This is a genomic window from Frateuria aurantia DSM 6220, assembly GCF_000242255.2.
Classification (GTDB): domain Bacteria; phylum Pseudomonadota; class Gammaproteobacteria; order Xanthomonadales; family Rhodanobacteraceae; genus Frateuria; species Frateuria aurantia.
The window spans coordinates 1,094,926-1,120,586 of the sequence record NC_017033.1 but is presented as its reverse complement, the minus strand read 5'-3'; the positions used below and the strand labels follow the sequence as shown (position 1 = coordinate 1,120,586).

Sequence of the window (25,661 nt, the reverse complement as noted above, 5' to 3'; positions counted from 1 at the left end):
GCGGTCTTCGGCCGATGTCGGCGGCACGATCGCATACCCAAAGCCTGACGAGATCCAGTATGACAAAGCTCGAAATCTTTGCCTGCGCGTTCAATGTCTGGGGTGTCTGGCTCACGGCCCGCCAACAGCGTGCCTGCTGGCCTGTCAGTATCGTCGCTGTAGCCATGTACGCCTGCCTGTTTCACCGCTGGAAATTGTATTCCGACATGCTGCTGCAGGGCGTCTATATCGTGCTGCAGTGCTGGGGCTGGCTGCGCTGGAGCAGACAGCGCGAAACGGCCGGCACGATCATCATCCAGCCTCTGTCTCATCGCGGGCTGATGCTGTCGCTGCTGGCCGCAGCAATCATGACCGCCTTGCTGGGCGGTCTCATGGGACATTACACGAATGCCTCGATGCCATGGCTGGATGCCAGTCTCACCGCGGCCAGCCTGGTGGCCAGCGCATGGACGGCGCGCCGGCATCTCCAGACATGGCTGCTGTGGATCGTCATTGACGGCCTCTACGTCGCCGTGTTCATGTACCGGCATTTGCCCGTGACGGCAGGCCTGTACCTGCTTTTCGTCGGCCTGGCCGCCTATGGGTACGTGACCTGGCGGTCCCGGGCCAGCAACGAATCCGTCACATCGTGCGCTACCGGTCACTCCATGGCCGATGCACATATCGCACGACACCCCGGCTAGAATGGCAGCTGCGAGATCCGCAACCGCCTCTTTCGCCAAGACAAGGACGCCGCGTTGACTCAGCCCTCGGAAGCTGACCGCATCAGCGACATCATTCTCCACGATATCGATCGGCAGGTCTGGTCGGCTGACCAGCCGTTGCCAGTGGAGCGCTTGCTGGCCGGCCGCTTCCATTGTACCCGGGTCACCTTGCGCGAGGCCTTGCAACAGCTCGAAGCACAGGGCCGTGTCTACCGTGAAAATCGCCGAGGCTGGTTCGTCAGCGCGCCACGTCTGCGCTACAGCCCCGCCAGCATCGACGGCTTCATGCAATATGCGGCCTCGCAGTCACGGTCACCGCGAACGGAGCTGCTCAGCGCATTCGAGCAGCCCGCCGGCCCGATCTTCGCCGAGCAATTGGGCCTGCCCGGCGCCGATACGCCGGTGGTGATTCTGAAACGCCGACGTTGGCTTGGACGCAGGGCCGTGCTTTTCGAGATCAACGTCCTGCGTGCCAGCTGGTGTCCCGACCTGCTGAAGCATGACCTGCAGGGATCGCTGAGCGTCATCTTCGGCGAACGGATGGGACTGCACATGTCTCACAGCGAAACACGCATGCATGCAGGCAGTCTCCCGGCCGAACCGGCCCAGCTGCTGTTTGGGCGCCGCGGAATGCCCTGCATTCATATCCAGCGGCTGAGCCGCGCTGATGACGGACAGGCCGTGGAACTGGACTGCGAATACTGGCGTGCCGACGCGCTGGAAGTGGTCGTCACCAGCGATGGCAAGGCTCCCCGTACCGGCCCATCAAGGGCCTCCGGATAAGGTACCGATCAGCACAGGCCAGGTGTCTCTGGAGGCTTGTGGCTTCCTTGATCGACAGTCGTCGACCGGAAATGTCGATACACCCATGCCTGCAGTCGCCTCCTCAAGAACCAGACCTCATCCGCAGGATGATTCAGGAAAACGAGCCTTGCGCACAATTGCACCTTGGGTACCCTGCTTCAACGTTTGGCCATCCATGAAGTGCATCAACCCGTTCTGGTCCGCAAAGTTCCGACCCGACTTGGCAGCCTGCCCATCTCCCGGCCCACACAGGTTTCGAATCCGCATAGGACGCATGACGACTCCCCTCTCCGGATTCACAGACGGCCCATGCAGGCCGGCGCTGCATACGCAGCCAGACCGCCATGGCAACGTAACAAGACAATCAGCCCTCCGCCGGCAGATGCAGATGGCGGCGGCAACCCAGCATCCACGCCATCGCGAGCGCCAGCAGCGCCATGATCAGGTCAGTGTACAAATGCACGGCTGGCAACATACCCAGCCACTGCACGATGAAACCCAGAGCCAAGGCGGGCACGCTGAACGCCAGATAGCTTTCGAGATAGAACACCCCCATGACCTGGCCCCGCTCATGCACCTCGGCATGCGGCAGCACGCTGCGGACAGCCCCCAGAAACGCGCTGCCAAACCCCAGCCCCGCCAGCAGCGAGCCACTCAACAGTCCCGCAGCACTGGCCTGGTCGACACCATGCCGGATCAGCGCGGTGCCTGCCAGCAACATGGCGGCCCCGCCCAGCAGCACCCTGAGAGCCGCTTGCCGCAATGCCAGCAGGATGGCCACGGTCCCCGTCAGGGTCAGCAGGGCCACCACACCGCCACCCAGCCATGGCGAGCGGGCATGCATGATCTGGACCACCAGAGACGGCATCAACGAAAGATAGAATCCTCCCACCATCCATACCGCGATATTGACAGGCGCCACCGCCAGGAAAGCCCGCCGGATTCTGACCGGAACACCCAGGCCGGGTCGCAGGCTGAGCCATGCACCCGCCCTGCGCGAGGCCGTTTCAGGGGTCAGCCAGGTCAGGCCCAGCGCCAGCAGCAGCGACACGGCCAATACCAGATAAACCCGCGGCAAGGGCGCCGGCACATAAACCAGCATGGCCGTACTGCCCAGAGCCCCGATACTCATGCCCAGCATCGGCGCCACGCTGTTGATGACAGCGCCGCGCTGACGGTTCAGATCCAGCATCGCAGCTCCCAACGTTGCCGTGGCCAGACCGGTAGCCGCCCCCTGCAGCGCACGCGCCCACAACAGCCAGCCGACCGAATGAGCCTGCATGAACAGCCCCATGGCCAGCATATTCAACACGATGGCGGACGAAATCACCGGCCGTCGCCCCAGGTGATCCGACAGCCGTGCACCCAGCAGCAGAGCCAACACCAGAGTGAAGGCATAGATGGCAAACACGCCGGTCAACCAGGGGGTAGTGAAATGCCAGTCCTGCTGATACAGCCGATATAGGGGCGTGGGTGCCGTCGCGGCGGCCAGAAAGATCATCAGGCTCAGGCCATGGATCATGGGCAAGGCCTCATGGACCGACGCGCGTCGAGAAATCGACATACAGAATCCTCTAAAGCAAAATATATGCTTTAGAGACTACGCCCGACCAATAACTAAAGCAAATATATTGCATTAGTGCCAATCGGTGGGCATTGATTTAGACTGGGCGCATGCAAAATCAAGCTTCACGCAGCGCACCCCGTCCCGGTGGCCGCAGCGCCCGAGTCCAGGCTGCCGTGCACCAGGCTGTGCAGCGGCTGCAGGATCAGGCTGGCCGGGATGGCCTGACCATTCCGGCCATCGCCGCCGAGGCTGGGGTCACGCCCTCGACCATCTATCGCCGCTGGGGGGATCTCGGCCAGTTGCTGGCCGATGTCGCGCTGGAGCAGCTCCGTCCGGAATCGCCGCCCGAGGACACCGGCAGCTTCGAAGGAGACCTGCGGGCCTGGCTGGCTCAGTACTTCGAAGAAATGGCTTCGGAACCGGGCCGCGCCATGTTGCGCGACGTGCTTGGCAGCGCCGGCACAGATGGCCAGGAACGCTGCATGCATTTCTGCACGGCCCAGATCGATGCGCTGCGTGCGCGCGGCCTGCAGCGCGGCGAGGCCGTGGTGGCGACCGAATCCATTGTCGACCAGGTGATCGCTCCGCTGATGTATCGCATCCTGTTTGCCGGCACCACCCCCACCACCGCAGACATCGAACGGCGGCTGGCACCGAACCTGCCACGCTGAGCCGATACCTGCGCAGAGCCGCCCCCTGCTCCGGCAGAAGTGGCCGCCCCGCGCGCGCCGCCCTGCTTGCTTACGCCCGCAGCCGGCGGGGCGCCGAGCGAGACACTTTGGGGATGCCCGGCTCGAAGCCATGCCGTCTTTTGTCCGACGACCTGCATGGATATCGGGCAGCCCGCCATGGCAGGCCAATGCCAGGCCTCTCTTGCCCGCCAGCCTCCGGAAAGCCATCCTTGAGGCCGGCGAAGCCGGGCCCTTCACCGCGGCCGCAGCCGATCTGACGGCCATCTCAAAGGATTCCGATGAACCTCCTTCCCAGCCATGCCGATGTCATTGCCGCCGCCGCGCGACTGCAAGGGCATGCCCATCGCACTCCGGTGCTGACGTCCAGCATCCTCGATCGGGAACTGCAGGCCGAAGTCTTCTTCAAGTGCGAGAATTTCCAGCGCATGGGGGCCTTCAAGTTCCGTGGTGCCTTCAATGCCCTGTCCCGCTTCAATGCGGAACAGCGCAAGGCCGGGGTGGTCACCTTCTCCTCGGGCAACCACGCCCAGGCCATCGCCCTGGCCGCCTCGCTGCTGGATATCCCGGCCACCATCATCATGCCGCACGATGCCCCGGCGGCCAAAGTCGAAGCCACCCGTGGTTATGGCGGTCGAATCATCTGCTATGACCGCTATACCGAAGATCGCGAGCAGATCGGCCGCGAGCTGGCCGGGCGCGAGGGCCTCACCCTGATTCCGCCCTATGATCATCCTGACGTAATCAGCGGCCAGGGCACGGCCGCCAAGGAACTGTTCGATGAAACCGGGCCGCTGGATGCCTTGTTCGTACCGCTGGGCGGCGGCGGCCTGCTGGCCGGCTCGGCACTGGCCAGCAGGGCCATGGCCCCGGCTTGCAGGGTCTACGGGGTCGAGCCCGAGGCCGGCAACGATGGCCAGCAGTCGCTGCGCCGCGGCAGCATCGTGCATATCGATACACCTGTGACCCTGGCCGATGGCGCCCAGACCCAGCATCTTGGCCAGCTCACCTTTCCCGTCATCCAGCGCGATGTCACCGATATCCTGACCGCCAGCGATACCGAACTGATCGAGGCAATGCGTTTTTTCGCCAGTCGCATGAAGCTGGTGGTCGAACCCACTGGATGCCTGGGCCTGGCCGCCGCGCACCAGATGAAAAGCTCGCTGCAGGGGCAGCGCATCGGCATTCTGGTCAGTGGCGGCAACGTCGATCTGGACCGTTACGCCACCTTGCTGAAGCAATAAGCACGGCCCTGGCCTGCAGCGGTCCGGCCGGGGCCTTCGCCAGAAAAAGCACAGAGCGACCTGCGATCACGGCCCCATCACCAATCCGGGCTATACCGGTAACGTGCTGGCTGTGCGGCGCGTTCGCCGGGCCGGCGTACAGGATGGGACCCGATGCACTGCGGCCCAGGGCCCGACATCGGGCCCTCCCCTGCCATGATGGCCGGCACGAGTGACAGCCATCACCAGGGCTGACCGCCTGGCCATGTCTGCTCCACTCAGCGCGGCGAGCCGAAGTGCGGCAGCACGAAATCCCGGCTCAGCGCCGCGATGGGCAGATCGCCCGGCTGCGCAGGATCGATCCAGCGCAGTTCGGCCAGTTCGGCCGCGACCTGCAGCCCCTCGGCCAAGGCCTGGGGCAGCTGCAGGCCGAAGAATTCCGCCCGCACCGTGTGCCCCGCCTCGTGGGCGGCCGGTGCCGAACCCTGCCCCAAGGGCGTCAGGTCCTGTTCTGCCACGTTCAGACCCAGTTCCTCCTGCAATTCGCGGCACAAGGCCTGCCGTGGATGCTCGCCGACCTCGAGCTTGCCGCCCGGCTGAATGAAGATGTCAGACCCATGCTTGCGGACCAACAGCAGGCAGCCATCCTCCCGGGTGATCACGGCGGCCGCGATGACAATCATCAAACTGTGGTTCATGACGATCCGTATTCTGCATCCATGGTGGAGTCCGGCTCGGCCAGCGACCGGGCATCAAGACATGATGCCGGCGATACAAGCCGTTTGACCAGATCCCCTTGCCCTCACGATATGGGTCCGGTCCGGCCATCCGCTTGTTCCATCCATCAACACAAGCAGGATCATCCGCCAGCATGGCGCCCACCCTGCAAAGCACGCCTGACATCATCGAAGCCTGCAGCATAAAAATCGCTTTGCACGAGAAGGTCGATCCCATATCAAAGTCAGGCGAACACGTACGTGAACTGCTTGCCGCGCTGGCACGGTACGTCCTTCGGCTGATCATCGCGAACGGACTGGAACACGCTCTGCTGCCAGGCAGCCCGCTGAAGCGGGCCATCAAGCTGATACCCATCCTCGGCATTCCGGCAGTCGTCTGGGTCAGACTGCATCAGCTGTGGCGAACGCACAAGCTGCAGCGATGCATCCAGCTGGACGGCATCGCTATCGCGTAAGTGTCTCCGCATTGATCACTTTTGGCTGGGGCTTTGCCGAAGCCGGCGGACCGCCACATCTGAGTGCTTTTTCCGTCTGGCCCATCATGGGCGGATGCCGGGCCATCGGCTCGCTGGTGGCCGCGCGGCCCTATCGATGGACAAACGGATCAAGCAACGGAGACTGGCCCGTGAATGGAGCCAGAGCGATCTCGCAGCCGCATTGACTGTCTCGCGACAAACGGTCACCGCCATCGAAAACGGACGCTACGATCCCAGTCTGCCGCTGGCATCCACGATAGCGGCCATGTTTGAACGGCGCATCGAGGATATCTTCCAGCCCTGATCCAGATGCGGACCGGAAACCTCCGATCTGCTCGCCGGAATGCACCGTGACCCGAGGTGCAACATCCCATGGCCTGCACACGCGGCAGATCTCGACAGCCATATATATATGCGATTTCGGCATATGAAAAATATGGACGTCTACACGCCTGTTACCCTACATTCCCGATTCAGCTCAGGATCAGCCAGGCATGACCCCTCATTTCGACGGACATGCCTGCCTGACCTGCTTCACGTTTCGGGGGCCATGTTGCATATCAAGATCCATCCACTGACGAGGGCTGTGGTCGCGACCCTGCTCGCCATCACCGCAGGTACCAGCCAGGACCTGTTCGCGCAATCCACGACCGGCGCCATCGCCGGCACCATCAGCCCGACTGGTGACCTCAGTGTGCAGGTAGCCAGCGATACCGGCCTTTCCCGTCAGGTCAGTGTCGATGCGCATGGCCATTACATCGCCGGCCAGTTGCCGCTGGGCACCTACACAGTGACGATTTCCAGACATGGTCAGGTCATTGGCCATCTGAATCACATTCACCTCAAGCTGGGCAACACCACCGAAGCTTCATGGACACAACCGGAGGGCAAACAGCTGTCGGCCGTGCAGGTGGTCGCCAATCGCGCACCGGCCATCGATGTCGGATCGGTCGATTCGCGCACCGTGATCGACGCCTCGCAGCTGGACCGCCTGCCCTTGGGGCGTTCAGCCGAGGCCATCGCCATGCTGGCACCGGGCGTAATGCCCAACAGCGGCGGCTATTCCGGGCCGACCGGTCAATCCCTGCTCAGCTTCGGCGGCTCTTCGGCCAGCGAAAACGCCTATTACATCAACGGATTCAATACCACGGATCCCTTGCGTGGCTTCGGCGGCATCACCCTGCCCTACAACTCCATCGACCAGGAAGAAATTTACACCGGCGGCTACAGTGCACAGTATGGTCGGTCCGACGGCGGCGTGATCAATCTGGTCGGCAAGCGCGGCAGCAATCAATGGCATTACGGCGGTCAGGTGGTATGGGAACCGAACTTCATCCGTGAGTCTCAGCAAAATGTCTACTACACCAACGGACTGCCGTCATCGCCGGTCGCCGGCAAGCTGTATGACCCGAAGTCGGCCAACAAGCAGGCCAGCACCATCTATGACGGCTATCTCAGCGGGCCGCTGATCAAGGACAAGCTGTTTTTCTTTGTCAGCGGCGAATTCGCGCGACAGAACAACACGGCCGTCAACAGTGTCACCTCATCCACTCCGTATGTGCGTTCCAGAACGGATCTGCCCAAACTGTACGGCAAGCTGGACTGGAACATCACCAGGAACAACATCCTGGAACTCAGCGGCGCCTCCAGCCGCAATTACACGGATGGCAATATCTACAACTACGACTACAACCAGTTGCGTCGCGGCAGCTATATCAACAGCGCCGATCAGACCAAGACCGGGGGCCGGCTGTGGAGCGCGAAGTTCACCAGCTATATCACCGAGGATCTGACCTTCACGGCCTTGTACGGCAAAATGAAGACCTTCAACTATGACGTGCCGGGCAATTACGATGGCTCGCTGACCTATCTCAGCAATACCGCCAACCAGAATCCAGCCCTGAATGGCGGCACGGCTATCACCAATGCCCAGACTGTCAGCTCGCTGTACAACGCCAACCGCCACAACCAGACCAGCAATCTGCGTCTGTCGCTGAACTATCAGCTGGGCAGCCACAGCATCACCGCAGGCATCGACAATCTGGCCTCCAGCGCCATCGATCAGGGCAGCCAGGCCTCCGGTCCCGGCTACACCTGGAATTACGGCTATACCACCTCACCGGATCAGGCTCTGATTCCCAATCTGGGAGTGGGCGCACCAGCCGACTATGCCAATGGCGCCAGCGGCTACTATGCGATCAAGCAGGTCAGCAGCTCGCTGGCGAGCGTCCGCACCTCGCAGCAGTCCCAATATATCGAAGACCAATGGCAGGTCTCGGATCGATGGCTGGTTTCATTGGGTTTGCGCAACGACCAGTTCACCAATTACAACGCCAACAGCCAGGCCTATATCCGCCAGCGGAAACCCCAGTGGGCCCCACGGGTGGGCTTCAGCTGGGATGTGAACGGTGATGCCAGTTTCAAGGTCTACGGCAATGCCGGTCGCTACTATCTGGGACTGCCCTTGAACCCGGCGCTCAATGCGGCAGGCGCCTATGTATCCACAAGCCAGTACTATACCTACAGCGGCATCGCCGCCGACGGCACTCCCAGCGGCGTGACAGCCTTCTCCAACCCCGTATCGGCCAACAATACCTACGGCGTATTGCCCGATCCGAAGACCGTGACGGCACAGAATCTGAAGTCCGAATATCAGGATGAATTCATCCTGGGCTTCACCAAGACCCTGGGCCACGACTGGATCTACGGAGCCAAGGCTACCCGTCGATTGCTGCGCAATGCGATCGATGATTACTGCGATGTCTCGGCTATCGAACAGAAGGCCTCGGCGCTGGGCTACGACGTGAAGTCGACCAACAGCTGCTACCTGATCAATCCGGGACGCAGCAACAGTTTCACGGTAATCGACAGCGGCGGCGCCTATCGCACGGTCGGGCTGAGCAATGCCGAGATGGGCTTTCCGCAGCTGAAGCGCAAGTACTATGCACTTGAAACCTTCCTGGAGCACCCGTTCGACGGCCATTGGTATGGTCGTATCGACTATGTCTTCTCGCGGAGCTATGGCGATACCGAAGGTCAGTTGCGCTCGGATATCCAGCAAACCGCCGCCTCGACCAGCATCGACTGGGACTTCCCGTCATTGATGTCATACAGCAATGGCGATCAGAGCAATGACCACCGTCATCAGATCAAGCTGTTCGGCTATTACCAGATCACTCCGCAGTGGCTGATTTCCGGTGATGTGCTGATCGCCTCAGGCAACCCAAGAAACTGCCTGGGCTACTATGGCGCGGGTCAGACCGATCCGGACGGCTACGGAAGCTATTATCACTGGTGCGGCGGCAATCCAGCCCCGCCCGGCACCTATCGCCTGCCGTGGAACAAGCAGGTGGACCTGGGCCTCACTTATCGACCTGGCTTTGCGGCATCACGTCTGGGTATTTCGCTCAACGTATTCAATGTCTTCAACAGCCAGACCGTGCTGAATGCCTACCCCTACTACCAGATCTCGCCCAAGACGCCGGATCCGCTTTATGGCGCGGCCCTGATCCGCCAATTGCCACGATATGTACGTTTCAGCCTGAACTACGACTACTGATCCTCATGGCCGTCACCGCAGCCATCAATCAGCGGTGACGGCCATATAAACAGAACAAATTAATTATCATTTATACATATAAACTTCTTTACATATTGAAGTCCACAATCTCATTCGACATGCAAAAAAAACGACAATTTCTTCCAAAGATTAGTTGTTACATACCATAAATAGACAAATGCCCTTGGATGACAGGCATTTTCCTCTGGTGATTCACTCGGCAGCGGAGCGATCAGGGCATCCACGAAAGTCATCTAGGCAACGACCATGATGGCCATCCAGGATACTTCGCCGACCGCGCGCACCGGCAATCCCTCGGACCGCCACCATGGTCTGCCGACCGCACTGCAACACCCTGTCAGAAAGCAGGCTACAGTCGCCAGGCCTTTTCCATCCACTGACGAACCAACGCCCGGATGATGAGGATCAATACTCCCGTCAGCAGGGTACTGATGATGGAAAAACCAAGCCATCGGCCATCCACTACCTCGGAAGGCATGCGCGGCCACCAGCCGGGGGAGCGAATCAGCCACGAGGATGCGACGTCCATCCATATCAGCTGCCACGCCATCACCTGGCCAAGGACCAACGCGGAAGCCGCGATCGCGAAAATGTGCAAAGCTTTCATGCTGCTACCTTCAGCCATCAGCTGATTCCAGCCGGCCACTCAGCCGCAAAGCTTTGGCCGGTACGCTCGTCCAACACCATTCAAGCCATTCCAGCAGATCACAGGTCATCTTCAGGTCAAGGCCGGGGTGCCCCAGCCAACAACGACCATAGCCCCCGCGGCTACACAGACCCTGCCCATCAAGGATGTCTGACATCGTGTGACAAGGTGTCTTGGCCACGGCGGGATCACTTTGATGTACGGTAAGGCATTGAATAAGTGGCATTTCGTGTGATTGTGCGAAAAAGAGGTCATTCCCAAAGTCTTTCCGACGCTGTCATGAGCCGCCTGCTGGAGCGCATGGACAACGGCATCTACCCGGCCGGCAGCCAGCTGCCGACCGAGCCCGCCCTGAGCGCTGAATTCGAAGTCAGCCGCACCGTGATCAGGGAAGCCCTTTCCCGTCTGAAAGCCCATCAGCGTATCCAGACCCGGCATGGCATCGGCAGCTTTGTGTCCCTGCCGCCCAGAAGCGAGTCCGGTTCCGGTCATGGGCCAAGTGCCAGATTGACCTTGCTGGACGTGCTGGCCATGCAGGAAGCCAGAACCGGGCTTGAGGTCGAAGCGGCGGCCATGGCCGCGCAACGTCGGAACGACCGTGAATTGCTGGCCATCGAGGCCGCCATGCGCGAGATCCGGACCGCCATGAAGGATCCTCGAATGGACATCACCACGGCGGATATCGAATTCCATCTCGCCATTGCCGCCGCCACCGGCAATGATTACATTCGCGAGATGCAGCAGCGCCTGAGCAGCCTCAGCATTCCCTGCATCCGTCAACATCTGGATCGGTCCAAAAGCCATTCCAGCCAGGCGTTTCTTGCACAGGCCGTCGACGAACACCAGTCGGTGCTGGACGCAATCCGCAACCGGGATGACGCGGCGGCACGCAAGTACATGCGGCAGCATATGAAAAATGCCGAGCAGCGTACCCTGCTGCTGCGCACCGAACTGGAACAGCAGTCCAGCTGAGGGAACGCTCCCCATTCCCCCTGACGCGGCACGCCGCCACAGGATGTATGATGACCACCATGTCGCCATGACCATCCGTGCGGCGTGCGCCAGCCTTGTCCCCAGGCAAGCAAGACCGTATCCGGGGATGATTTGACCCGCAGCCCTCTGTCTCCGAGACGATACTGACACGTCCTCGGATTGGGAGCAGCCCATTCAGGATGAACAAGAGTCTTTTGTCGGGTAGACGGAAGCATCGGAGGAGGCTGCTCAACTATCGATGGATATGGATGCCTCTTCCCTTGGCAAGCGGTACGGCCGCACCACCCTGTCGCCGGAAGATCGATCGCCGGATCGTCCGATCTCTGGACCGCAAGCAAGCCTGCCGGGCAGAAGTCATGAAGCCGCCGCCGCACTTTGCGCCATGCCCTGCCCAAACCATGGCGAGGCATCGATTCAACCCGGCCCCTGCGATCCGGTCCGCAGCGTGAATGTGATTGGCCGTCCGGCCATCCAGCACAGAAACCGGATGACAGGACTTCGCCGGCAAGGCAGCCGCAAACCCTGTCATAGGCATTCGCAGCCCAGCCCTCCCGGCAAAATCCAGCCGCCAGCCCCGTGCCCCGATCCATGCCCTGCTTACGGCCTGTGTGTCGGCTGCCTGACTGCAGCAGGCACGACAAGGGAATCGCGACACCATCGCCCGCGCATGATCCGCATTCATGACCGGCTGCAACGTTTCCGGCCGCCATCCCTTGAACCAGCGCCCTCTGTCGAGACCGGAATCATCGGCGACAGCACCATGTCAGGCCGATGCGATGCTTTGGTCAGGTGACCATTATTTGCAATCGATTCTCATTACCAGATAATGTTGGCAAGATTTTACGACTGCCTGAAGCCATGCCTGCCAGCCCCGCCCCCCCCCCAACCCAGGTCGCTTGCCCGCTGGTACCGCATCAGTGCACTGGCCTCGCGCATCACTGCCGCCATGCTCGGCGGCTATGCACTTGCCGCACTGACCAGCATCGCCGCGCTGGCATTGCCCATGGCCACGCCACAGGCCGTACTGACGGGCATGCAGTCCAGTTTCGCGGTATACGCCGGGGCGGTGATCTGGGTATTTCTTGCGCGTAGCGCTACTCGGGCCTGGGCCGGGCTGACCATGGTCGCTGTTCCGCTGGCCCTGATCGCCTGGCGAGTGAGTTCGGCGCAACCCGCCATGCCGCCGCTGTGAGCACGGCCAAGGGCATGCGACCGCCCTCACGTGGCGTGCGGCAGAAGATGACCGGGCTGCATACCTGGACCGGCTTGCTTGCTGGCTGGCTGCTGTATGCCATGTTCCTCACCGGTACCGTCAGTTACTTCAAGGAGGAGATCTCGCAGTGGATGCGCCCAGAGCTCAGGCCCGCACAGATTGCGCCGGACCTGCCGGCCATCGCCCAGCGCACCGCGGATACGCTGGCCTTGATCGCCGCCGGCAGTCCCGGATGGAGCATGCTGTTGCCTACCTCGCGCAATCCGGTAGTCAGTGCCTTCTGGCGCGACCGTGACCACGCGGACCAGCCGCGCCGACACGGGGGCCGTCCGTTCCAGACTGCACTGTTTGATCCCGACACCGGCAAGACTCTCTCGGCTCGCGATACGCTGGGCGGCGAATTCTTCTACCGCTTCCACTTCCAGTTCTATGGTCTGCCGGTACTGTGGGGACGCTGGCTGGCCGGACTGTGCGCCATGTTCATGCTGGTGGCGATCATCAGCGGCGTGATTGTCCACAAGAAGATCTTCATTGACTTCTTCACCTTCCGCTGGGGCAAAGGCCAACGCTCATGGCTGGATGCCCACAATGCCTTGTCTGTCTTCGGGCTGCCTTTTCACTTCATGATCACCTACAGCGGCCTGATATTGTTGATGGCCCTGTACATGCCCTGGGGTGCGAGAACCGGCCTCCGGACGCCGATGCAGCAGGCCGCGCTGGATACGCAACTGAGCGCTTATATCCGGCCCGGCCAACCCGCCCATGTTGCCGCTCCGCTCGCGCCGATGGATGCCATGGTCCGCCTGGCCCGACAACGGTGGGGATCGGCGGAAGGTCTGCGCATCACCGTGACCCGGCCCGGGGATGCCGCCGCCCGGGTAGCAGTCGCCCGCGGCGACACGCGTCGGGTATCGACCAGTCCGCAATATCTGCTGTTCGATGGCGCCACGGGTGAGCTGCTGCAGGTCCATGACCATGTCGGAGCCGCTGCAGAAACGCGCGGCGTGATGGCCGCACTGCACCTGGGCCGCTTCAGTGACATGCCCTTGCGCTGGCTGTACTTCCTCATCAGTCTGGGCGGCACGGCCATGGTCGGCACCGGCCTGGTGATGTGGACCGTCAAGCGCAGAGCGTCCTTGCCCGACCCGCACCTCCCCCATTTCGGCTTCCGCCTGGTCGAACGTCTGAACATCAGCAGCATCGCCGGCCTGTCGATCGCGATGACCAGCTACCTGTGGAGCAACCGCCTCCTGCCCGCAGCCATGGCGCAGCGCGCCGATGCCGAGGACAAGGTGTTCTTTGCCGCCTGGGGGCTGAGTCTGCTCTATGCGATCTGCCGCCCCGCCCGCCGTGCCTGGATCGAGCTGCTATGGACGGCCAGTGCGCTGCTGGCCCTGCTGCCACTGCTGAACGCGATCACCACCAACCGCCCGCTGTGGCACAGCCTGATCATCGGCGACCGGGTCTTCGCAGGCTTCGATCTCAGCCTGTGGGCTTTTGCAGCCCTGCACGCCATGCTCGCAGCCCGCGCCGGCCGACACCCGCTGCGCGCGGCCAGCCGTGCGGCAGCCCCCGCCCGCTCATCACCGGTAGGCCAGCCATGAGCACGCTGCTGGTCATGCTCCTGTGCGTGATGGCGTTCGCGGGACTGGCCCTGGCGACGTCCCGTCAGCAACGCGAGCTGTTCGGCCGCGCGCTTTCGCCCGCGGCCACGTGTGGCCTGCGGGCGTCCGGCTGGCTGGGCTTGCTGATCGCACTCGGCCTGCTGGTCGCGGGGCGTGGCTGGGCAGCAGGCCTAGTCTGCTACAGCGGCTGCACCAGCCTGGCTGCCGCCCTGGTGTATCTCGGCCTGATCATTCAGGCCCGCCGCACAACACCGCACTGAGTCTCCTCGAGCCACTCGCATCCCCGCCTCGCCAACAAGGCCGGCCAAGGATAGGCGTCATCGGATCGAGTCGTACTGCTTATCGATATTGATCTTTCCCATCCGCCTTCAGAAACGGAAATCACATGCTGGCCACGAATCAACAAAGGTATCAACCTCACCGCAGACAACCTGACCAGACTACCCACTAGATGGCCCGAGGAGGTTTCGGGCTGTCTTGTCGTAACGGGTAGCGATGGCCCGGTACAGCTTGAGTTTGGCAAATAAGTTCTTGATCAGGTGCCGATCCCTGCACAGCAGGGCCGTGGTCCCGCTGCACTTTGCGCGTGGGGTGGGAGGGAGGCAGGATCTGCGCACCCATGCGCTGCATGTCCAAGCAGTCGTTTCCGCATACCACCACCGCGATGGACTCAGCGGGCTGACTTCACGATACGAAACAGTTAATGCGATGCCTACACCCGGACCCGTACCGTGGACATGGGGGGCCGTTTCCATTTTGACACCTTCGGCCTGCATCATACTCTGGTGGCCGGCTATACCTCGTTGAATGAAAACATCGGCTATGCCTATGCGCTTTCAGCGACCGCCAACCCATCCAATCTGTACTACCCGAAGCCCCTGCCCGAGATGCCGGCCCGCACTCCGTGGGGACGGTCGCAGCACCATCGCCTGAACAGCGAGCAGCTGATCGACTCGATTTCGATGCTGGACGATCGCATCCTGCTGATGGGCGGTGTCCGCAACCAGACCCTTGCCGTGGATGCCTATACGCCTACCACCGGCACCCGCAACAGCAGCTATGCCAGCTCGGCGATATCGCCGCTGGCCGGCGTGGTGATCAAGCCGCTGGAGCATGTGTCGCTCTACGCCAACTTCACCTCGGGGCTGTCCCAGGGGCCGACTGCGCCCGGTGCCGCCAGCACTGCCAACCAGGTCTTCGCGCCATACAGCTCCAAGCAGTACGAGGCCGGCGTCAAGGCCGACTGGGGTCATGTCATGACCTCTGCCTCGGTCTTCCAGCTGCCGCAACCCAATGGAGTATTGGGTGCCGACAATATCTACCGCCTCAGCGGTACCACCCGCGTGCGCGGACTGGAGCTGAACAGTTACGGCGAGGTGGTTCCAGGCCTGCGACTGATGGCCAGCGCGACCTTCTATGACGCCAGCCTGATCGGCACGACCGGCAGGACCAAGGACGGAAACCATCCCGCCGCCATCCCGGACTGCACCTTCAATGTGGGAGCCGACTGGGACCTTCCGTGGGTACCCGGTCTCGGCGTGAACGGCAGGGTCCAGCATACCGGCCATGAATATCTCGATGCCGCCAACAATCTGCAGATGCCTGCCTGGACCCGCTATGACGCGGGCCTGCGCTACAGCACGACGATCAAACGCCGTCCCGTGGTCTTCCGCGCCACGCTGCAGAACATATTCGCCAAACGCTATTGGGTTGCGCAAAGCGCCTACCTGATGGAGTCCGCGCCAAGAACCGTATTGCTATCGGCACAAATCGATCTCTGAGACCGGTGGCTATCCGGAAGGATGGCTGCTTTACGGCTGACCGCCGGCCTCGGCCCCATCAAGAGGTCGGCCGGTTCAGCGCAGGACTGCCGTCATGGCGCCCCTTCAGTGGACCAGCCCATCGCTGGACCACCCGCCTCAGGGCTGCGTTGGCAGCAAGAGCGGCACCACCCGTTCAGGCCAGTTCATGGCTGGAATGCCAGCTGTCGCCGGGCGGGCAAACAGATATCCCTGAAAGCGCTCGACACCCACGGCCTGCAGCCACGACCACTCTTCCACCAGTTCCACCCCCTCGGCCACCGGTGTGATACCCATCGAGATAGAGGCTTGGACAATGGCGCGCACGATGGCCTGCCTGGGCCCGCTGCGGTGAATGTTCTGGATCAGGCTGCGATCGATCTTGAGCTTGTCCGGCTGGAACTCGGCCAGCAGGGAAAGCCCTGCGAAACCGGCACCGAAATCGTCGACCGCGATGCCGACGCCTGCCCGGCGCAACTGTTCGATGGCTCCGGAAAAGACCTCCAGACAGGAAATGGCCTCCTGCTCCGTCACCTCCACCACCACCTGGCTGGGTGACAAGCCGCATTCCACGATCTGCTCCACCAGCCGCTCCACGGCGCCGGGGATCCCGGTCAGGGACATCGGCAGCAAATTGACCGACAGCTTGACGTCCTTCAGCCCCAATCGACGCGCAAGGCGAAAGGCTTCGGCCTTCGATTCCAGATCAAGCCGGTAGCGTTGTTCCGGTTGAATCGAGGCAAACAGTTGCTCAGGTGATCCACCTTCCGCGCCACGTATCAGAAACTCGTACGAGGTGACCTCCCTCCGTAGCGGATCGACGATCGGCTGCAGGGCAAACCGATAGGCCAGACCGCGATCGCCGGGCTCCGGCGGTACATCGCGGGGTGGAGCCGCAACCCATCGCCAGCACTGCGCATCCTCACCTTCCACGATATGGTCGGTTCCCCGCGCCAAGGCATACCACATCAGAATCTTGTAGACCCTGTCATCACTGCAGGCCTGACTGGTCCGTTCCTCCAGCTTGTCGTGGATCAGCGATGACACCTTGGCTGAACTCAGCACCCGCAGATCCAGCATCGCCAGTTGATCGCCTTCGAAACGACGGAAGGGCCCCTGGTCACGCAGCAGGACCACGATATTGCGATGTCTGGGATCATGCTTGATGGACTCGAACAGCTCGTCCAGCCGCGCCTTGTCACCTTCCAGCAACTGCACGAAATGAACGCCGTCAAACAGCAGGATGCCGGTGATGCCCATGGCGGCGTTGCGCCGTCGTCCCGCCGCAGCCAGCTGCTGGAGCATCTCGGAACTGAATTCTTCGCGAATGCGGCTGCGGTAGATCAATGTCGACAGCAAGATATGCTCTCCATGGACGACGGCTGGCGAGCCCATCTCAAGCCTCCCACAGTAGAGCATGCCAGCGCCGATGGCCAAGGCCCGGGACTCACGGACGGATCCGGCCTGCCGTGCATCCGCAGGCGCCGCAAACCGCCATGCCATGCCATCTAGACGCGCAGCCACATACACAGCAAGACCATGTCACAGCAACGACATGCGACATTTCACCATCGCCGCAATGTGCCGGTCACCAACCACATCCATCGAGAGCCGGACAGTCAGACCCCGGGCCGGCAGCGATGCTGGAGCGGCCGGATCGGGCATCGCTGCAGAACGCCGCCATGCGCATTCATGGCGGCCGGTACCGCATGGGCCGGATGGTGACGGCATACCGGCCTCCACCTGCAGCCTTCAGCCTGCGGCGACATCAGGGTCCTGCGAAGGATCGCGGCCCGTTCGCCTTGGCCGGCGGCGAAGGCCATCGACACCGGATTGCGATCACAGCGCCCCTTCGGGCAAGACGCCATGTGACAGGATCCGCTCCGGCCACCGCATCGCCGGCACCTGTCCCACCGCCGGTCTGGCGAACAGATAGCCCTGGAACCGCTGCACCCCGGCGGCCTGCAGCCAGCACCACTCTTCAAGCCGCTCCACGCCCTCGGCCACCGGGGTGATGCCCATCGCCACACTGACCTGGACAATTGCCCGTACAATGGCTTGCCTCGGGCCGCTGCGGTGGATGTCACGGATCAGGCTGCGATCGATCTTCAGCTTGTCTGGCTGAAATTCGGCGAGCAAGGACAGGCCGGCAAACCCGGCACCGAAATCGTCGATCGCGATACCGATGCCCGCTCGTCGCAGACGCTTGATCGCCCCGGAAAAAGCCTTCAGTGACGAGATGGCTTCCTGCTCGGTGACCTCCACCATCACCTGACTGGGAGAAAGCCCGCAGGCGACGATCTGATCAACCAGTCGCTCCACCGATCCGGGAATGTCCGTCAATGACATCGGCAGCAAATTGACCGACAGATGAATATTGTTCAGCCCCAGTCGGCGCGCCAGATGAAAAGCCTGCGTCTTCGACTCCAGATCCAGCAGATGACGCCGGCCCGGCGGAATCGCGGCCAGCAACGGCTCGGGCGAACCACCGGCTTGGCTGCGCATCAGAAATTCGAACGAGGTAACGACCCGTCGGATCGGATCGACAATGGGTTGCAAGGCGAACTTGTAATTCTGCCCGGACTCTGCCGTGACTTCGTGAATCACCGCAGGTACATCGGCCACCAGCCTCCAGCACAGCGCATCCTCACCCTCGACGATATGATCAGTCCCTCGCGCCAGTGCGTACCACATGAGCACCTTGAAGACTCGATCATCACTGCAGGCCTGGCTTGCCCGCTCCTCCAGCCTGTCATGAATCATTGAAGAGACCTGCTCCGGACTGAGTACACGAAGGTCGACCATCGCGCATGGGTCGCCATCGAAACGGCGACAAGGTCCGTTATCCTGCAACAGCACGACCACATTTCGATGACGCGGATCCCGCCTGATCGACTCAAGCAGTGCGTCAAGCCTGGGCGCCGGCCCTTCTAGCAGTTGTACGAAATGGATTCCGTCGAACAGCAGAATGCCGGTAATCCCCCGCGCGGCATTGCGCTCGCGCCCCTCGGTCAGCATGACATCAAGCGCTTCGGGGCTCAGTCCGTCATTGACATGGCTGCAATAAATCAGTGTCGACAGCAAGGTTGCTCTCCGATAGCAATAAAAGGCGTTCCATTCCTTGGCCCACATATTAAAAACGTTTAGACGGATATCCAATCAAAACCGGATCCCCATGAAAACGCAGAAATCACACCCGGCCGCCAGCATCCGAAGACCCGCAAGTCCATCCCATGCGCGATGCGACCGCTTCGGGGCTAAGTCATGAAGACACCCGTCCGGCAAGTGGGTGCGGCATTTTGACATGACAACTGGCCAAATCAAACCCGGCTCCGTCAATGCCCTCAACCTCACCCCCAGCCTCAACTCCGGCGATCGTCGCCATGAGGCATGGCCCGCCGCCTGCCCGCGCCTGTCGCCATTTGCCTCACATATTGCGAATGCCGAAAACCCTCACCAGGCATCGCTACAGAGCACCTCGATTACCCTGGAGCCTCCGGAACACCGCAAAAGTGGCAAGGGTCAGAAAAATCCCGCCGAAACTGCCGGCGACACGAGCGCCGACGCCATACCACTTTTTACGGATCAGCCCGCCTTGCTCTTGAAGGCCACCACCGTGCCACCGGCCTTGAGACTGTCCAGGCAATCCGCCCAGCCCTGTATCATCCGCATGCGTTCGGGCAGGTACTGCGCCTGACTGGTGTAGACGTCGCGCACCTTGTTCGATTCGGCATGGGCCAGCTGACGCTCGATGGCATCGCCATTCCAGCCCATCTCGTTGAGCCGGGTTGCAGCCATGGAGCGGAACCTGTGGGCCGTCATCGTGTCCTTGTCATGGCCCAGGGCACGCAAGGCGACATTGACGGTATTCCCGGACATGGGCGGCTGCCAGTGCGAATACAGAGGAACACATAGCGACCATGGCTGATCAGCCGACGCATCAGCCGACGCAGTTCCTGCAGGATGGCCAGAGCCTGCTCGGATAGCGGCACCAGGTGGGCCGCTCCCATCTTCATCTTCTCGCCAGAGATGCGCCAGATAGCACCCTCCGGATCCATCTCTGACCACTCGGCGGCCCGAAGCTCACCAGGGCGGATAAACAGCAGGGCCGACAGCAGCAGTGAGCACTTCACAGTGTGGGTGCCGGTATACCCATCCATGGCGCGCATCAAGGCACCGATCTGCCCCGGATCAGTGATGGCCGCATGGTGATGTTGCGTGATGGCTTGAGGGCGCCGCGCAAGCTGCCGGTGGGGTCGATATCCGCATAGCCCTCGATGATGGCAAACCGGAAGATCTGGCCGGCCTTGATCCTGGCCCGGTTTGCCGTCTCCAATCGCCCCTCCGCCTCGATGGCCCGTAGTACTGCCAGCAGCTCGCGTGCCCGGATCTCGGCAATGGGCCGCTGCCCGATGTGCGGGAACAGATAGTTTTCCAACAACCATCGATTCTTGGCCGCGGTGATCTCTGCCACGTCCTGCCGGTCCATCCACTGCCGTGCAACCCGCTCAAATGTCAGCACTGGCTCAGTAGAAGCCGCCGCTTCCTGCTTTGCCGTCTGCCGAGCTCCACTGGGATCCCCCCCGTCTGCAATCAGCCGGCGAGCGTCATCTCTGCGCTTGCGGGCATCAGCCAGGGGGATACCTGGATAGACGCCAAATGCCAGGCGCTTCTCCTTGCCAGCACCCGGTACTTGAGCCGCCAGTACTTCGAGCCGTTGGGCATCACCTCCAAATACATGCCGCCGCCATCGGTGATGGCGATAACTTTTCTCGCTGGGCGCGGCCTTGCGAATCGTTGTGTCGGCCAGGGGCATTGGGTACATCTCCACCGCCAGCACGGGGGCATATGCCTATTGGCTGGGGGCATCTCAGGGCCCGGCATGACTGGCTTTGCTCGACTACTGGGGGCACATAGGCTCACAGATCAGGGGGCATCTCGGGATCGAGTTAGGGGGCACAAAGCCCTTGTACCCCCCAATATGCTCCCAGAACAGCTGGGTTTCCATGGGATTGCATGAGACGATCAGACAACAAAAAACCCACCAAGTGGCGGGTTTTAAAGGTTTTATGGGTCTGTATGAGACGCCATGCAACCTGTATCTGGTGCCCGAGGTCGGACTCGAACCGACAAGCCTTGCGGCGGAGGATTTTGAGTCCGCGTAATTTACCCACAAGATCAAGCGACTAAGCCTCAAATTGTTCCGCAAACACCTAAGCCAAGAAAAATTTAAGCCCATGAAACCAAGGTGTTTTTTCGAGCATTGCGGAACACATTCAGACTACCCATGCCGGTACTTTCATTACTGAAAAATACGCCGATCAGATCACCTCTACCATCCACCCCATATCCTGGGGCAGTTGAAAACTTCAAAATCGCCAATATCCAATCAAGCGATCTGATTTTGAAATCAACCTGATGAATGCGAGATAGTCCGTAACAACAAAAACTAACAACATCACTTTAAACGAAAGGCACTCAACGCACACAAAGCATGCAGTAGCACTAGCATCCACAGGCTATGCAGGTAGGGACCAGTGCTTTGCGGCTCAAGTGCAAGGCGCCATGCAAGCAACTGAGCGCAGACAGTAGCCATCACTGGGCCACCCAATCGTTGAACCACGTTCAGCGTCGTTGCGGCCATTGGCAACCGTTTTTTTTCTAGGGCAGTATATGCTGCCGTCGTAGATGGGACGCCTATCGCTCCCTGCCCCGCGCCGACCATCAACAATGCCAACATGGGCAAGGTCGTCAGTGAGGGAATGTCTGGCAACAGAATAAACAAACACATGCCAGCACTTGCTAGCAGAGCACCGCACACCGCAACAACACGATATCCCAAACGGTCGGTAAGTGACCCCATACAGATAAATGCGCCCAACATGCCCATGCCCAAAGGCGCCAGCATCCAACCCACATCAGCAGGTGACCGCCCGGTAGCATGCACCAAGTAAAGCGGAACCAATACCTGTGTGGCAATGATGGCACCATTAAGCATAAATTGTGTGCATGCTGCTGCACAAAACACAGGATGGGAAAATAGAGCTAGATCAAGCAGGCTATTTTCAGTGCGGCGACAATGCCAGACGAAGGTCGTCAAAAGCGCTGCCGCAGCCACCAACATCAAGATACCCATTACAGCATGAAGTTGTTCAAGTCCAGCCAGGGCTAAAGCAATACCTGGGGCAATCAAGGTCATTCCCCGCCAGTCCAGCATGGGCGCAGGAGATATCCTCTTCCCTTCAACAGGAAGAAAATACCATGCCATCAATATAGCCACGAAGGTAATCGGCACGTTCATCCAGAACAGCCAGTGCCAAGACGCCTGGGCCAGTATCGCGCTCGCAACCAGTGGCCCCAGAAGCGGTGCTAGCACGATGGTGGCCGCTGCGTAGCCCGAAACACGTGCCAATTGCTTCCCCGCTGATCGCGCCATAGTCAACTGAGCTAGAGGAGCCAACATGCCCGCACTCAAACCTTGTAGAACGCGGAAAAGCACCAGCCACCGGGTCGACTCAGCAAACCCGCACAACAGCGATGTCAGTAGAAAAGCTACGAAACAAAAAACGTATAGACGCCGAATGCCCATACGCTGCACCAGCCACCCCGTCAGCGGTAGCACCATTGCAATGGCTAGCAGGTAAGCGCTGGTTGCCCACTGAATCTGCTCGAGAGTACTTCCGAACTCCTTGGCGAGGCTCGACAAAGAGACGCTGACCACCGTGGTGTTCAGTAGCGCCAGAAATGCGCCAAGGATCGCAACGGATACTACCTTCCAGATGTTCGGCGGAAGGTCTGCGGGAGCAAGCCGTGCCTTCTCGATACGACCCGCCTGCTCTATTTGTGCCGAAGTACGCATCAATAAGCGAAATGAATCTGAGCGCGATGACGGGTCGGAGCCTCGATTTCGTCGAGGACGGCCCGCGCGAAATCAATACCGCTTATCGCTGACTTGCCATGTTCGTCATGCAAGACCACATCGTCACCGACGCGATAATGCCCAAGGTCATCGCCGGGCGTTAAGGCACTGAACTCCAGGCCAGGGCAGACGAACAACCAATCGACGCCAGTCGTATCGACTAGCAACTCGTTCAGCACGTCGAGGTTCTCTCGCGCCTCGGGCAAGATTTCGGGCGGAAAGCCTTCCGGGTTTTCGATAATGCGCGGCGCACCGGATGTAGGCCTGAGGCAGGAAAACCCACCGACCACTAGAAAACGGGTACCAGCCACTGAGGCTTGGCTGGCAAGTTGGCCGTAAACCGTAGGAAGGGTGCCGGAGGTTTCGGCCCGTGGAGAAAGAGCGCCTACCACAGTATCTGCTTCGTTGACCGCAGCCAAGGCCTCCGGCCCAGTCGCGGGCGAAGCAATGTAGCGCACGCCGCTGAGCGGCCCGACCGAAGTTGATCGACTTACTACTGTCACGGAGTGCCCCCGCCTAGCTGCTTCTCGCGCGATGGCTGAGCCAGCGTAACCGGTTCCGCCAATGACGGTGATGCGTTGAGGTTTCATACGTAATCCCATGTAGAAGCTACTGATAGCCACTCAAGTCGTGGCATTGTTGGAGCTTCGTTTGATCGAGGTCTCAGGCCTTGAGCCACCGATAATGGCGGTCCGTGTCCTCAGCGTGACTAGGGTTGATATAGATGCTGATGCGGAACCTCAAATTTCCGTCAGAAGCCTCAATGACTTGGTACCTAATGATGCCTTAGTTACCATTTAGAACTTGATGATAAAACCTACATTCGGCACCCACAAGAAGGCACATACATGACACCTAGGCACATCGATTTGCCTAAACTGAGCGAGAGCGGTTGCCTCGCCACGCGTGAGATTCTGGAGCGTATTGGCGACAAGTGGTCACTCTATGTCGTAGGTTCACTGCACACTGGACCGCGACGCTTCAACGAGCTCCGAAGGGAGGTCAATGGCGTTTCGCAGCGGATGTTGACGCTTACATTGCGTGGCCTGGAGCGAGATGGGCTCGTCACCCGCACTGTTTTCCATAGCATTCCGCCGCGTGTCGAGTACGGGCTGACAGAACTAGGCCGTACACTGCTGGAACCCGTTGCTGTGCTTATCCACTGGGCAAACAACAGTCGCTCAGCCATTGAAATGGCCCGCGCCCGCTATGATACGGATAAACACGAAGTGTCCTGCAGCACTTGCAATACGCACCGAGACTGAGGGCTTTATCCCGCAATGCAGTTGGTGCCCCAGCCTCCCCCTGCCCGCGTGTAGACCTTCCCGCTCCTGCTCACAAATCATGCGCCTCGCTTCGCTTTCACCTCGATATACAGGGCGATGCCTCGCAGGATCTCGCCGGCCCAAAAGCCATAGAACATGCCGTTGTCGGTTCCCGGCCGGATCGATGATGACTAGCACTCGGCCATCGCCTTCGCTCCTTGGACACGTAGAGGGCATATGCAATAGCATCGTCGCCTACTTTTGATGAGGCAAATTTCAGATGTCCAAAGAACTCACCAAGGCCTACGTGGCTGCCTTCAATGCGAAAGACCTCAAGGCTGTGGCAGATATGCTGCATGACGATGTGGTGCTGGAAGATCCGGGTGTGGTCCACATCGAAGGCAAGTCCAAGGTTGTCGATGCGGTCAAGGCCATTTTCGATGGGGCCGCTCACCTGAGCTTCGAAGCGAAGCATATCTTCGTTGATGGCAGCGCATCGATCATCGAGTTTGCACTGGATCTTGATGGCACCAAGCTGGTGGGTACCGACGTGATGATCTGGAGCGATGGCAAGCTCAAAGAGCTGCGTGCCTACGTTTACGCCAAGACAGCCTGATGCTCGATCAGAGTAGAGAAAATAACAGCGGCAGCCCCCCCCTGAGCCTGAGGCTGCACTCTGATCTGCCGCCCCATGCGCGCGGTAATGACCGGAAGTGTGTCGCTGAAGGCATTCCAAGTGAATTGAACTCGCCACAAACAACACGTATCGTGTGTTAACCTATCATGGCGCGCGAAACCAATAATTCCAGCGCAACTTAATGCAGTGAAGTTTTACGCACAAGCCCCCTCTGACTCCTAGCCCAAACACCCCCTAAATTCAATACCACCACTTCAAAAAGAATCATCAAATGACTAAAATTGAAGAAAATCAACCCACTTCGAAACAATCAAAAGAACAGACTGACGAGGCATCGGCAACATCCAACCTAAAGCCCCTTGTCGACTACGTAAAAAACTTATTCACTGCTGCATCACTAACGACAGTCGCAATAACAGTACTATCCAAATCAAAATCGAATGACATTTGGGCCGATTGTGAGTTCTGGGCAATAATTATATCCGCCATGTTTCTTGCGGTACTGGCGATGCTTCTATACATCAGAGAATCCAAATCCAGCCCATCATACCAAATCATTGCCGCCATCGCATCTATAATAATAATACTCCCAACAATGTTCGCAGCAACCCATAACGTATCAATACTGCAGGAGCCAAAAATAGTAATTTTCCATGCCAATCTATCGGGCCAACTTACTGGCCAAGCCAAATTAATACCCACCCCATAAATAAAAATTAACCACTCACCGCGCCACCGAGGCATTACCACCCAAAAAACCCAATGAGTTCAATTGTTTCGCCCA

Annotated in this window: 25 protein-coding genes, 1 tRNA gene and 2 pseudogenes; 15 read left to right on the top strand and 13 right to left on the bottom strand. The window is 60.2% G+C overall.

Features of this window, described 5'->3' with window-relative positions:
- Positions 1 to 59 precede the first annotated feature (59 nt).
- Positions 60 to 683 carry a nicotinamide riboside transporter PnuC gene (gene pnuC / locus FRAAU_RS05120; RefSeq protein ID WP_014402505.1) on the top strand — a complete coding sequence of 208 codons (624 nt, stop codon included), beginning with the start codon at positions 60 to 62 and terminating at the stop codon, positions 681 to 683.
- A gap of 54 nt (positions 684 to 737) precedes the next feature.
- The gene (locus FRAAU_RS05115) at positions 738 to 1,487 is read left to right on the top strand and encodes a UTRA domain-containing protein (RefSeq protein ID WP_014402504.1); all 750 of its coding nucleotides are present in this window, start codon (positions 738 to 740) and stop codon (positions 1,485 to 1,487) included.
- Between the two features lie 385 nt (positions 1,488 to 1,872).
- On the opposite strand, the gene FRAAU_RS05110 is transcribed toward FRAAU_RS05115, so the two are convergent.
- Positions 1,873 to 3,072 carry an MFS transporter gene (locus FRAAU_RS05110; RefSeq protein ID WP_041270386.1) on the bottom strand — a complete coding sequence of 400 codons (1,200 nt, stop codon included), beginning with the start codon at positions 3,070 to 3,072 and terminating at the stop codon, positions 1,873 to 1,875.
- A gap of 110 nt (positions 3,073 to 3,182) precedes the next feature.
- Here FRAAU_RS05110 and FRAAU_RS05105 point away from each other — a divergent pair, with 110 nt between their 5' ends.
- Both FRAAU_RS05105 and FRAAU_RS05100 read left to right on the top strand, forming a co-directional pair.
- On the top strand, positions 3,183 to 3,746 hold the full coding sequence (locus FRAAU_RS05105; protein ID WP_014402502.1) for a TetR/AcrR family transcriptional regulator: 564 nt from the start codon (positions 3,183 to 3,185) through the stop codon (positions 3,744 to 3,746).
- Positions 3,747 to 4,045: 299 nt separating this feature from the next.
- Positions 4,046 to 5,008 (top strand): threo-3-hydroxy-L-aspartate ammonia-lyase, encoded by a 963-nt coding sequence (locus FRAAU_RS05100; RefSeq protein ID WP_014402501.1) that lies wholly within the window; start codon positions 4,046 to 4,048, stop codon positions 5,006 to 5,008.
- 257 nt (positions 5,009 to 5,265) lie between these two features.
- Here the strand turns inward: FRAAU_RS05100 and FRAAU_RS05095 are convergent, their stop codons facing one another.
- Positions 5,266 to 5,685, bottom strand: a complete 420-nt coding sequence (locus FRAAU_RS05095; RefSeq protein ID WP_014402500.1) for an NUDIX hydrolase — start codon at positions 5,683 to 5,685, stop codon at positions 5,266 to 5,268.
- 173 nt (positions 5,686 to 5,858) lie between these two features.
- Between FRAAU_RS05095 and FRAAU_RS16350 the strand changes: the two genes are divergently transcribed.
- From FRAAU_RS16350 to FRAAU_RS05080, 3 genes are all read left to right on the top strand, one after another.
- Positions 5,859 to 6,179, top strand: coding sequence for a hypothetical protein (locus FRAAU_RS16350; protein ID WP_014402499.1), 321 nt, complete (start codon positions 5,859 to 5,861; stop codon positions 6,177 to 6,179).
- A 136-nt stretch (positions 6,180 to 6,315) separates the two neighbouring features.
- The gene (locus FRAAU_RS05085) at positions 6,316 to 6,504 is read left to right on the top strand and encodes a helix-turn-helix transcriptional regulator (RefSeq protein ID WP_014402498.1); all 189 of its coding nucleotides are present in this window, start codon (positions 6,316 to 6,318) and stop codon (positions 6,502 to 6,504) included.
- Between the two features lie 246 nt (positions 6,505 to 6,750).
- Positions 6,751 to 9,759 (top strand): TonB-dependent receptor, encoded by a 3,009-nt coding sequence (locus tag FRAAU_RS05080; protein WP_014402497.1) that lies wholly within the window; start codon positions 6,751 to 6,753, stop codon positions 9,757 to 9,759.
- Between the two features lie 370 nt (positions 9,760 to 10,129).
- Here the strand turns inward: FRAAU_RS05080 and FRAAU_RS05075 are convergent, their stop codons facing one another.
- On the bottom strand, positions 10,130 to 10,387 hold the full coding sequence (locus tag FRAAU_RS05075) for a hypothetical protein (RefSeq protein ID WP_014402496.1): 258 nt from the start codon (positions 10,385 to 10,387) through the stop codon (positions 10,130 to 10,132).
- Between the two features lie 318 nt (positions 10,388 to 10,705).
- Between FRAAU_RS05075 and FRAAU_RS05070 the strand changes: the two genes are divergently transcribed.
- The 4 genes from FRAAU_RS05070 to FRAAU_RS05055 all read left to right on the top strand — a co-directional run bounded on the left by FRAAU_RS05070 (position 10,706) and on the right by FRAAU_RS05055 (position 14,517).
- Positions 10,706 to 11,398 carry a FadR/GntR family transcriptional regulator gene (locus FRAAU_RS05070; protein ID WP_041270384.1) on the top strand — a complete coding sequence of 231 codons (693 nt, stop codon included), beginning with the start codon at positions 10,706 to 10,708 and terminating at the stop codon, positions 11,396 to 11,398.
- Between the two features lie 847 nt (positions 11,399 to 12,245).
- Positions 12,246 to 12,611, top strand: a complete 366-nt coding sequence (locus FRAAU_RS05065) for a DUF3649 domain-containing protein (protein WP_014402494.1) — start codon at positions 12,246 to 12,248, stop codon at positions 12,609 to 12,611.
- A complete protein-coding gene (locus FRAAU_RS05060) occupies positions 12,608 to 14,236 on the top strand; it encodes a PepSY-associated TM helix domain-containing protein (protein ID WP_014402493.1) in 1,629 nt (542 codons plus the stop codon). Before FRAAU_RS05065 ends, FRAAU_RS05060 begins: the two co-directional genes overlap by 4 nt.
- Complete coding sequence (locus FRAAU_RS05055; RefSeq protein WP_014402492.1) at positions 14,233 to 14,517, top strand: DUF3325 domain-containing protein; 285 nt, start codon at positions 14,233 to 14,235, stop codon at positions 14,515 to 14,517. Before FRAAU_RS05060 ends, FRAAU_RS05055 begins: the two co-directional genes overlap by 4 nt.
- 180 nt (positions 14,518 to 14,697) lie before the next feature.
- Here FRAAU_RS05055 and FRAAU_RS17960 read toward each other — a convergent pair.
- Positions 14,698 to 14,887: pseudogene (locus tag FRAAU_RS17960) on the bottom strand (IS5/IS1182 family transposase); the annotation flags it as partial.
- A 107-nt stretch (positions 14,888 to 14,994) separates the two neighbouring features.
- Here FRAAU_RS17960 and FRAAU_RS05050 point away from each other — a divergent pair.
- The gene (locus tag FRAAU_RS05050) at positions 14,995 to 16,038 is read left to right on the top strand and encodes a TonB-dependent receptor (protein WP_052317796.1); all 1,044 of its coding nucleotides are present in this window, start codon (positions 14,995 to 14,997) and stop codon (positions 16,036 to 16,038) included.
- A 138-nt stretch (positions 16,039 to 16,176) separates the two neighbouring features.
- Here FRAAU_RS05050 and FRAAU_RS05045 read toward each other — a convergent pair whose 3' ends face one another.
- The 9 genes and pseudogenes from FRAAU_RS05045 to FRAAU_RS05015 all read right to left on the bottom strand — a co-directional run bounded on the left by FRAAU_RS05045 (position 16,177) and on the right by FRAAU_RS05015 (position 23,565).
- The gene (locus FRAAU_RS05045) at positions 16,177 to 17,415 is read right to left on the bottom strand and encodes a diguanylate phosphodiesterase (RefSeq protein ID WP_041270861.1); all 1,239 of its coding nucleotides are present in this window, start codon (positions 17,413 to 17,415) and stop codon (positions 16,177 to 16,179) included.
- Between the two features lie 480 nt (positions 17,416 to 17,895).
- Positions 17,896 to 19,140 carry a diguanylate phosphodiesterase gene (locus tag FRAAU_RS05035; RefSeq protein ID WP_052317966.1) on the bottom strand — a complete coding sequence of 415 codons (1,245 nt, stop codon included), beginning with the start codon at positions 19,138 to 19,140 and terminating at the stop codon, positions 17,896 to 17,898.
- A 501-nt stretch (positions 19,141 to 19,641) separates the two neighbouring features.
- Complete coding sequence (locus FRAAU_RS17825) at positions 19,642 to 19,935, bottom strand: tyrosine-type recombinase/integrase (RefSeq protein ID WP_280985208.1); 294 nt, start codon at positions 19,933 to 19,935, stop codon at positions 19,642 to 19,644.
- The gene (locus tag FRAAU_RS17820) at positions 19,875 to 20,216 is read right to left on the bottom strand and encodes a tyrosine-type recombinase/integrase (protein WP_280985207.1); all 342 of its coding nucleotides are present in this window, start codon (positions 20,214 to 20,216) and stop codon (positions 19,875 to 19,877) included. Before FRAAU_RS17820 ends, FRAAU_RS17825 begins: the two co-directional genes overlap by 61 nt.
- Positions 20,217 to 20,224: 8 nt before the next feature.
- On the bottom strand, positions 20,225 to 20,545 hold the full coding sequence (locus tag FRAAU_RS17955) for a tyrosine-type recombinase/integrase (protein WP_425598087.1): 321 nt from the start codon (positions 20,543 to 20,545) through the stop codon (positions 20,225 to 20,227).
- Between the two features lie 126 nt (positions 20,546 to 20,671).
- Positions 20,672 to 20,781: pseudogene (locus FRAAU_RS17950) on the bottom strand (Arm DNA-binding domain-containing protein); the annotation flags it as partial.
- 378 nt (positions 20,782 to 21,159) lie between these two features.
- Positions 21,160 to 21,240 (bottom strand) — tRNA-OTHER (locus tag FRAAU_RS17165).
- A 274-nt stretch (positions 21,241 to 21,514) separates the two neighbouring features.
- Positions 21,515 to 22,915, bottom strand: a complete 1,401-nt coding sequence (locus FRAAU_RS05020; RefSeq protein ID WP_014402488.1) for an MFS transporter — start codon at positions 22,913 to 22,915, stop codon at positions 21,515 to 21,517.
- Positions 22,915 to 23,565 carry an NAD(P)-dependent oxidoreductase gene (locus FRAAU_RS05015; protein WP_014402487.1) on the bottom strand — a complete coding sequence of 217 codons (651 nt, stop codon included), beginning with the start codon at positions 23,563 to 23,565 and terminating at the stop codon, positions 22,915 to 22,917. Before FRAAU_RS05015 ends, FRAAU_RS05020 begins: the two co-directional genes overlap by 1 nt.
- 258 nt (positions 23,566 to 23,823) lie before the next feature.
- On the opposite strand from FRAAU_RS05015, the gene FRAAU_RS16830 reads away from it, so the two are divergent.
- The 3 genes from FRAAU_RS16830 to FRAAU_RS17160 all read left to right on the top strand — a co-directional run bounded on the left by FRAAU_RS16830 (position 23,824) and on the right by FRAAU_RS17160 (position 25,586).
- Complete coding sequence (locus FRAAU_RS16830; protein WP_014402486.1) at positions 23,824 to 24,240, top strand: winged helix-turn-helix transcriptional regulator; 417 nt, start codon at positions 23,824 to 23,826, stop codon at positions 24,238 to 24,240.
- 280 nt (positions 24,241 to 24,520) lie between these two features.
- Positions 24,521 to 24,856 (top strand): nuclear transport factor 2 family protein, encoded by a 336-nt coding sequence (locus FRAAU_RS05010; RefSeq protein WP_014402485.1) that lies wholly within the window; start codon positions 24,521 to 24,523, stop codon positions 24,854 to 24,856.
- Positions 24,857 to 25,148: 292 nt separating this feature from the next.
- A complete protein-coding gene (locus tag FRAAU_RS17160; protein ID WP_156803340.1) occupies positions 25,149 to 25,586 on the top strand; it encodes a hypothetical protein in 438 nt (145 codons plus the stop codon).
- Positions 25,587 to 25,661: the final 75 nt, after the last annotated feature.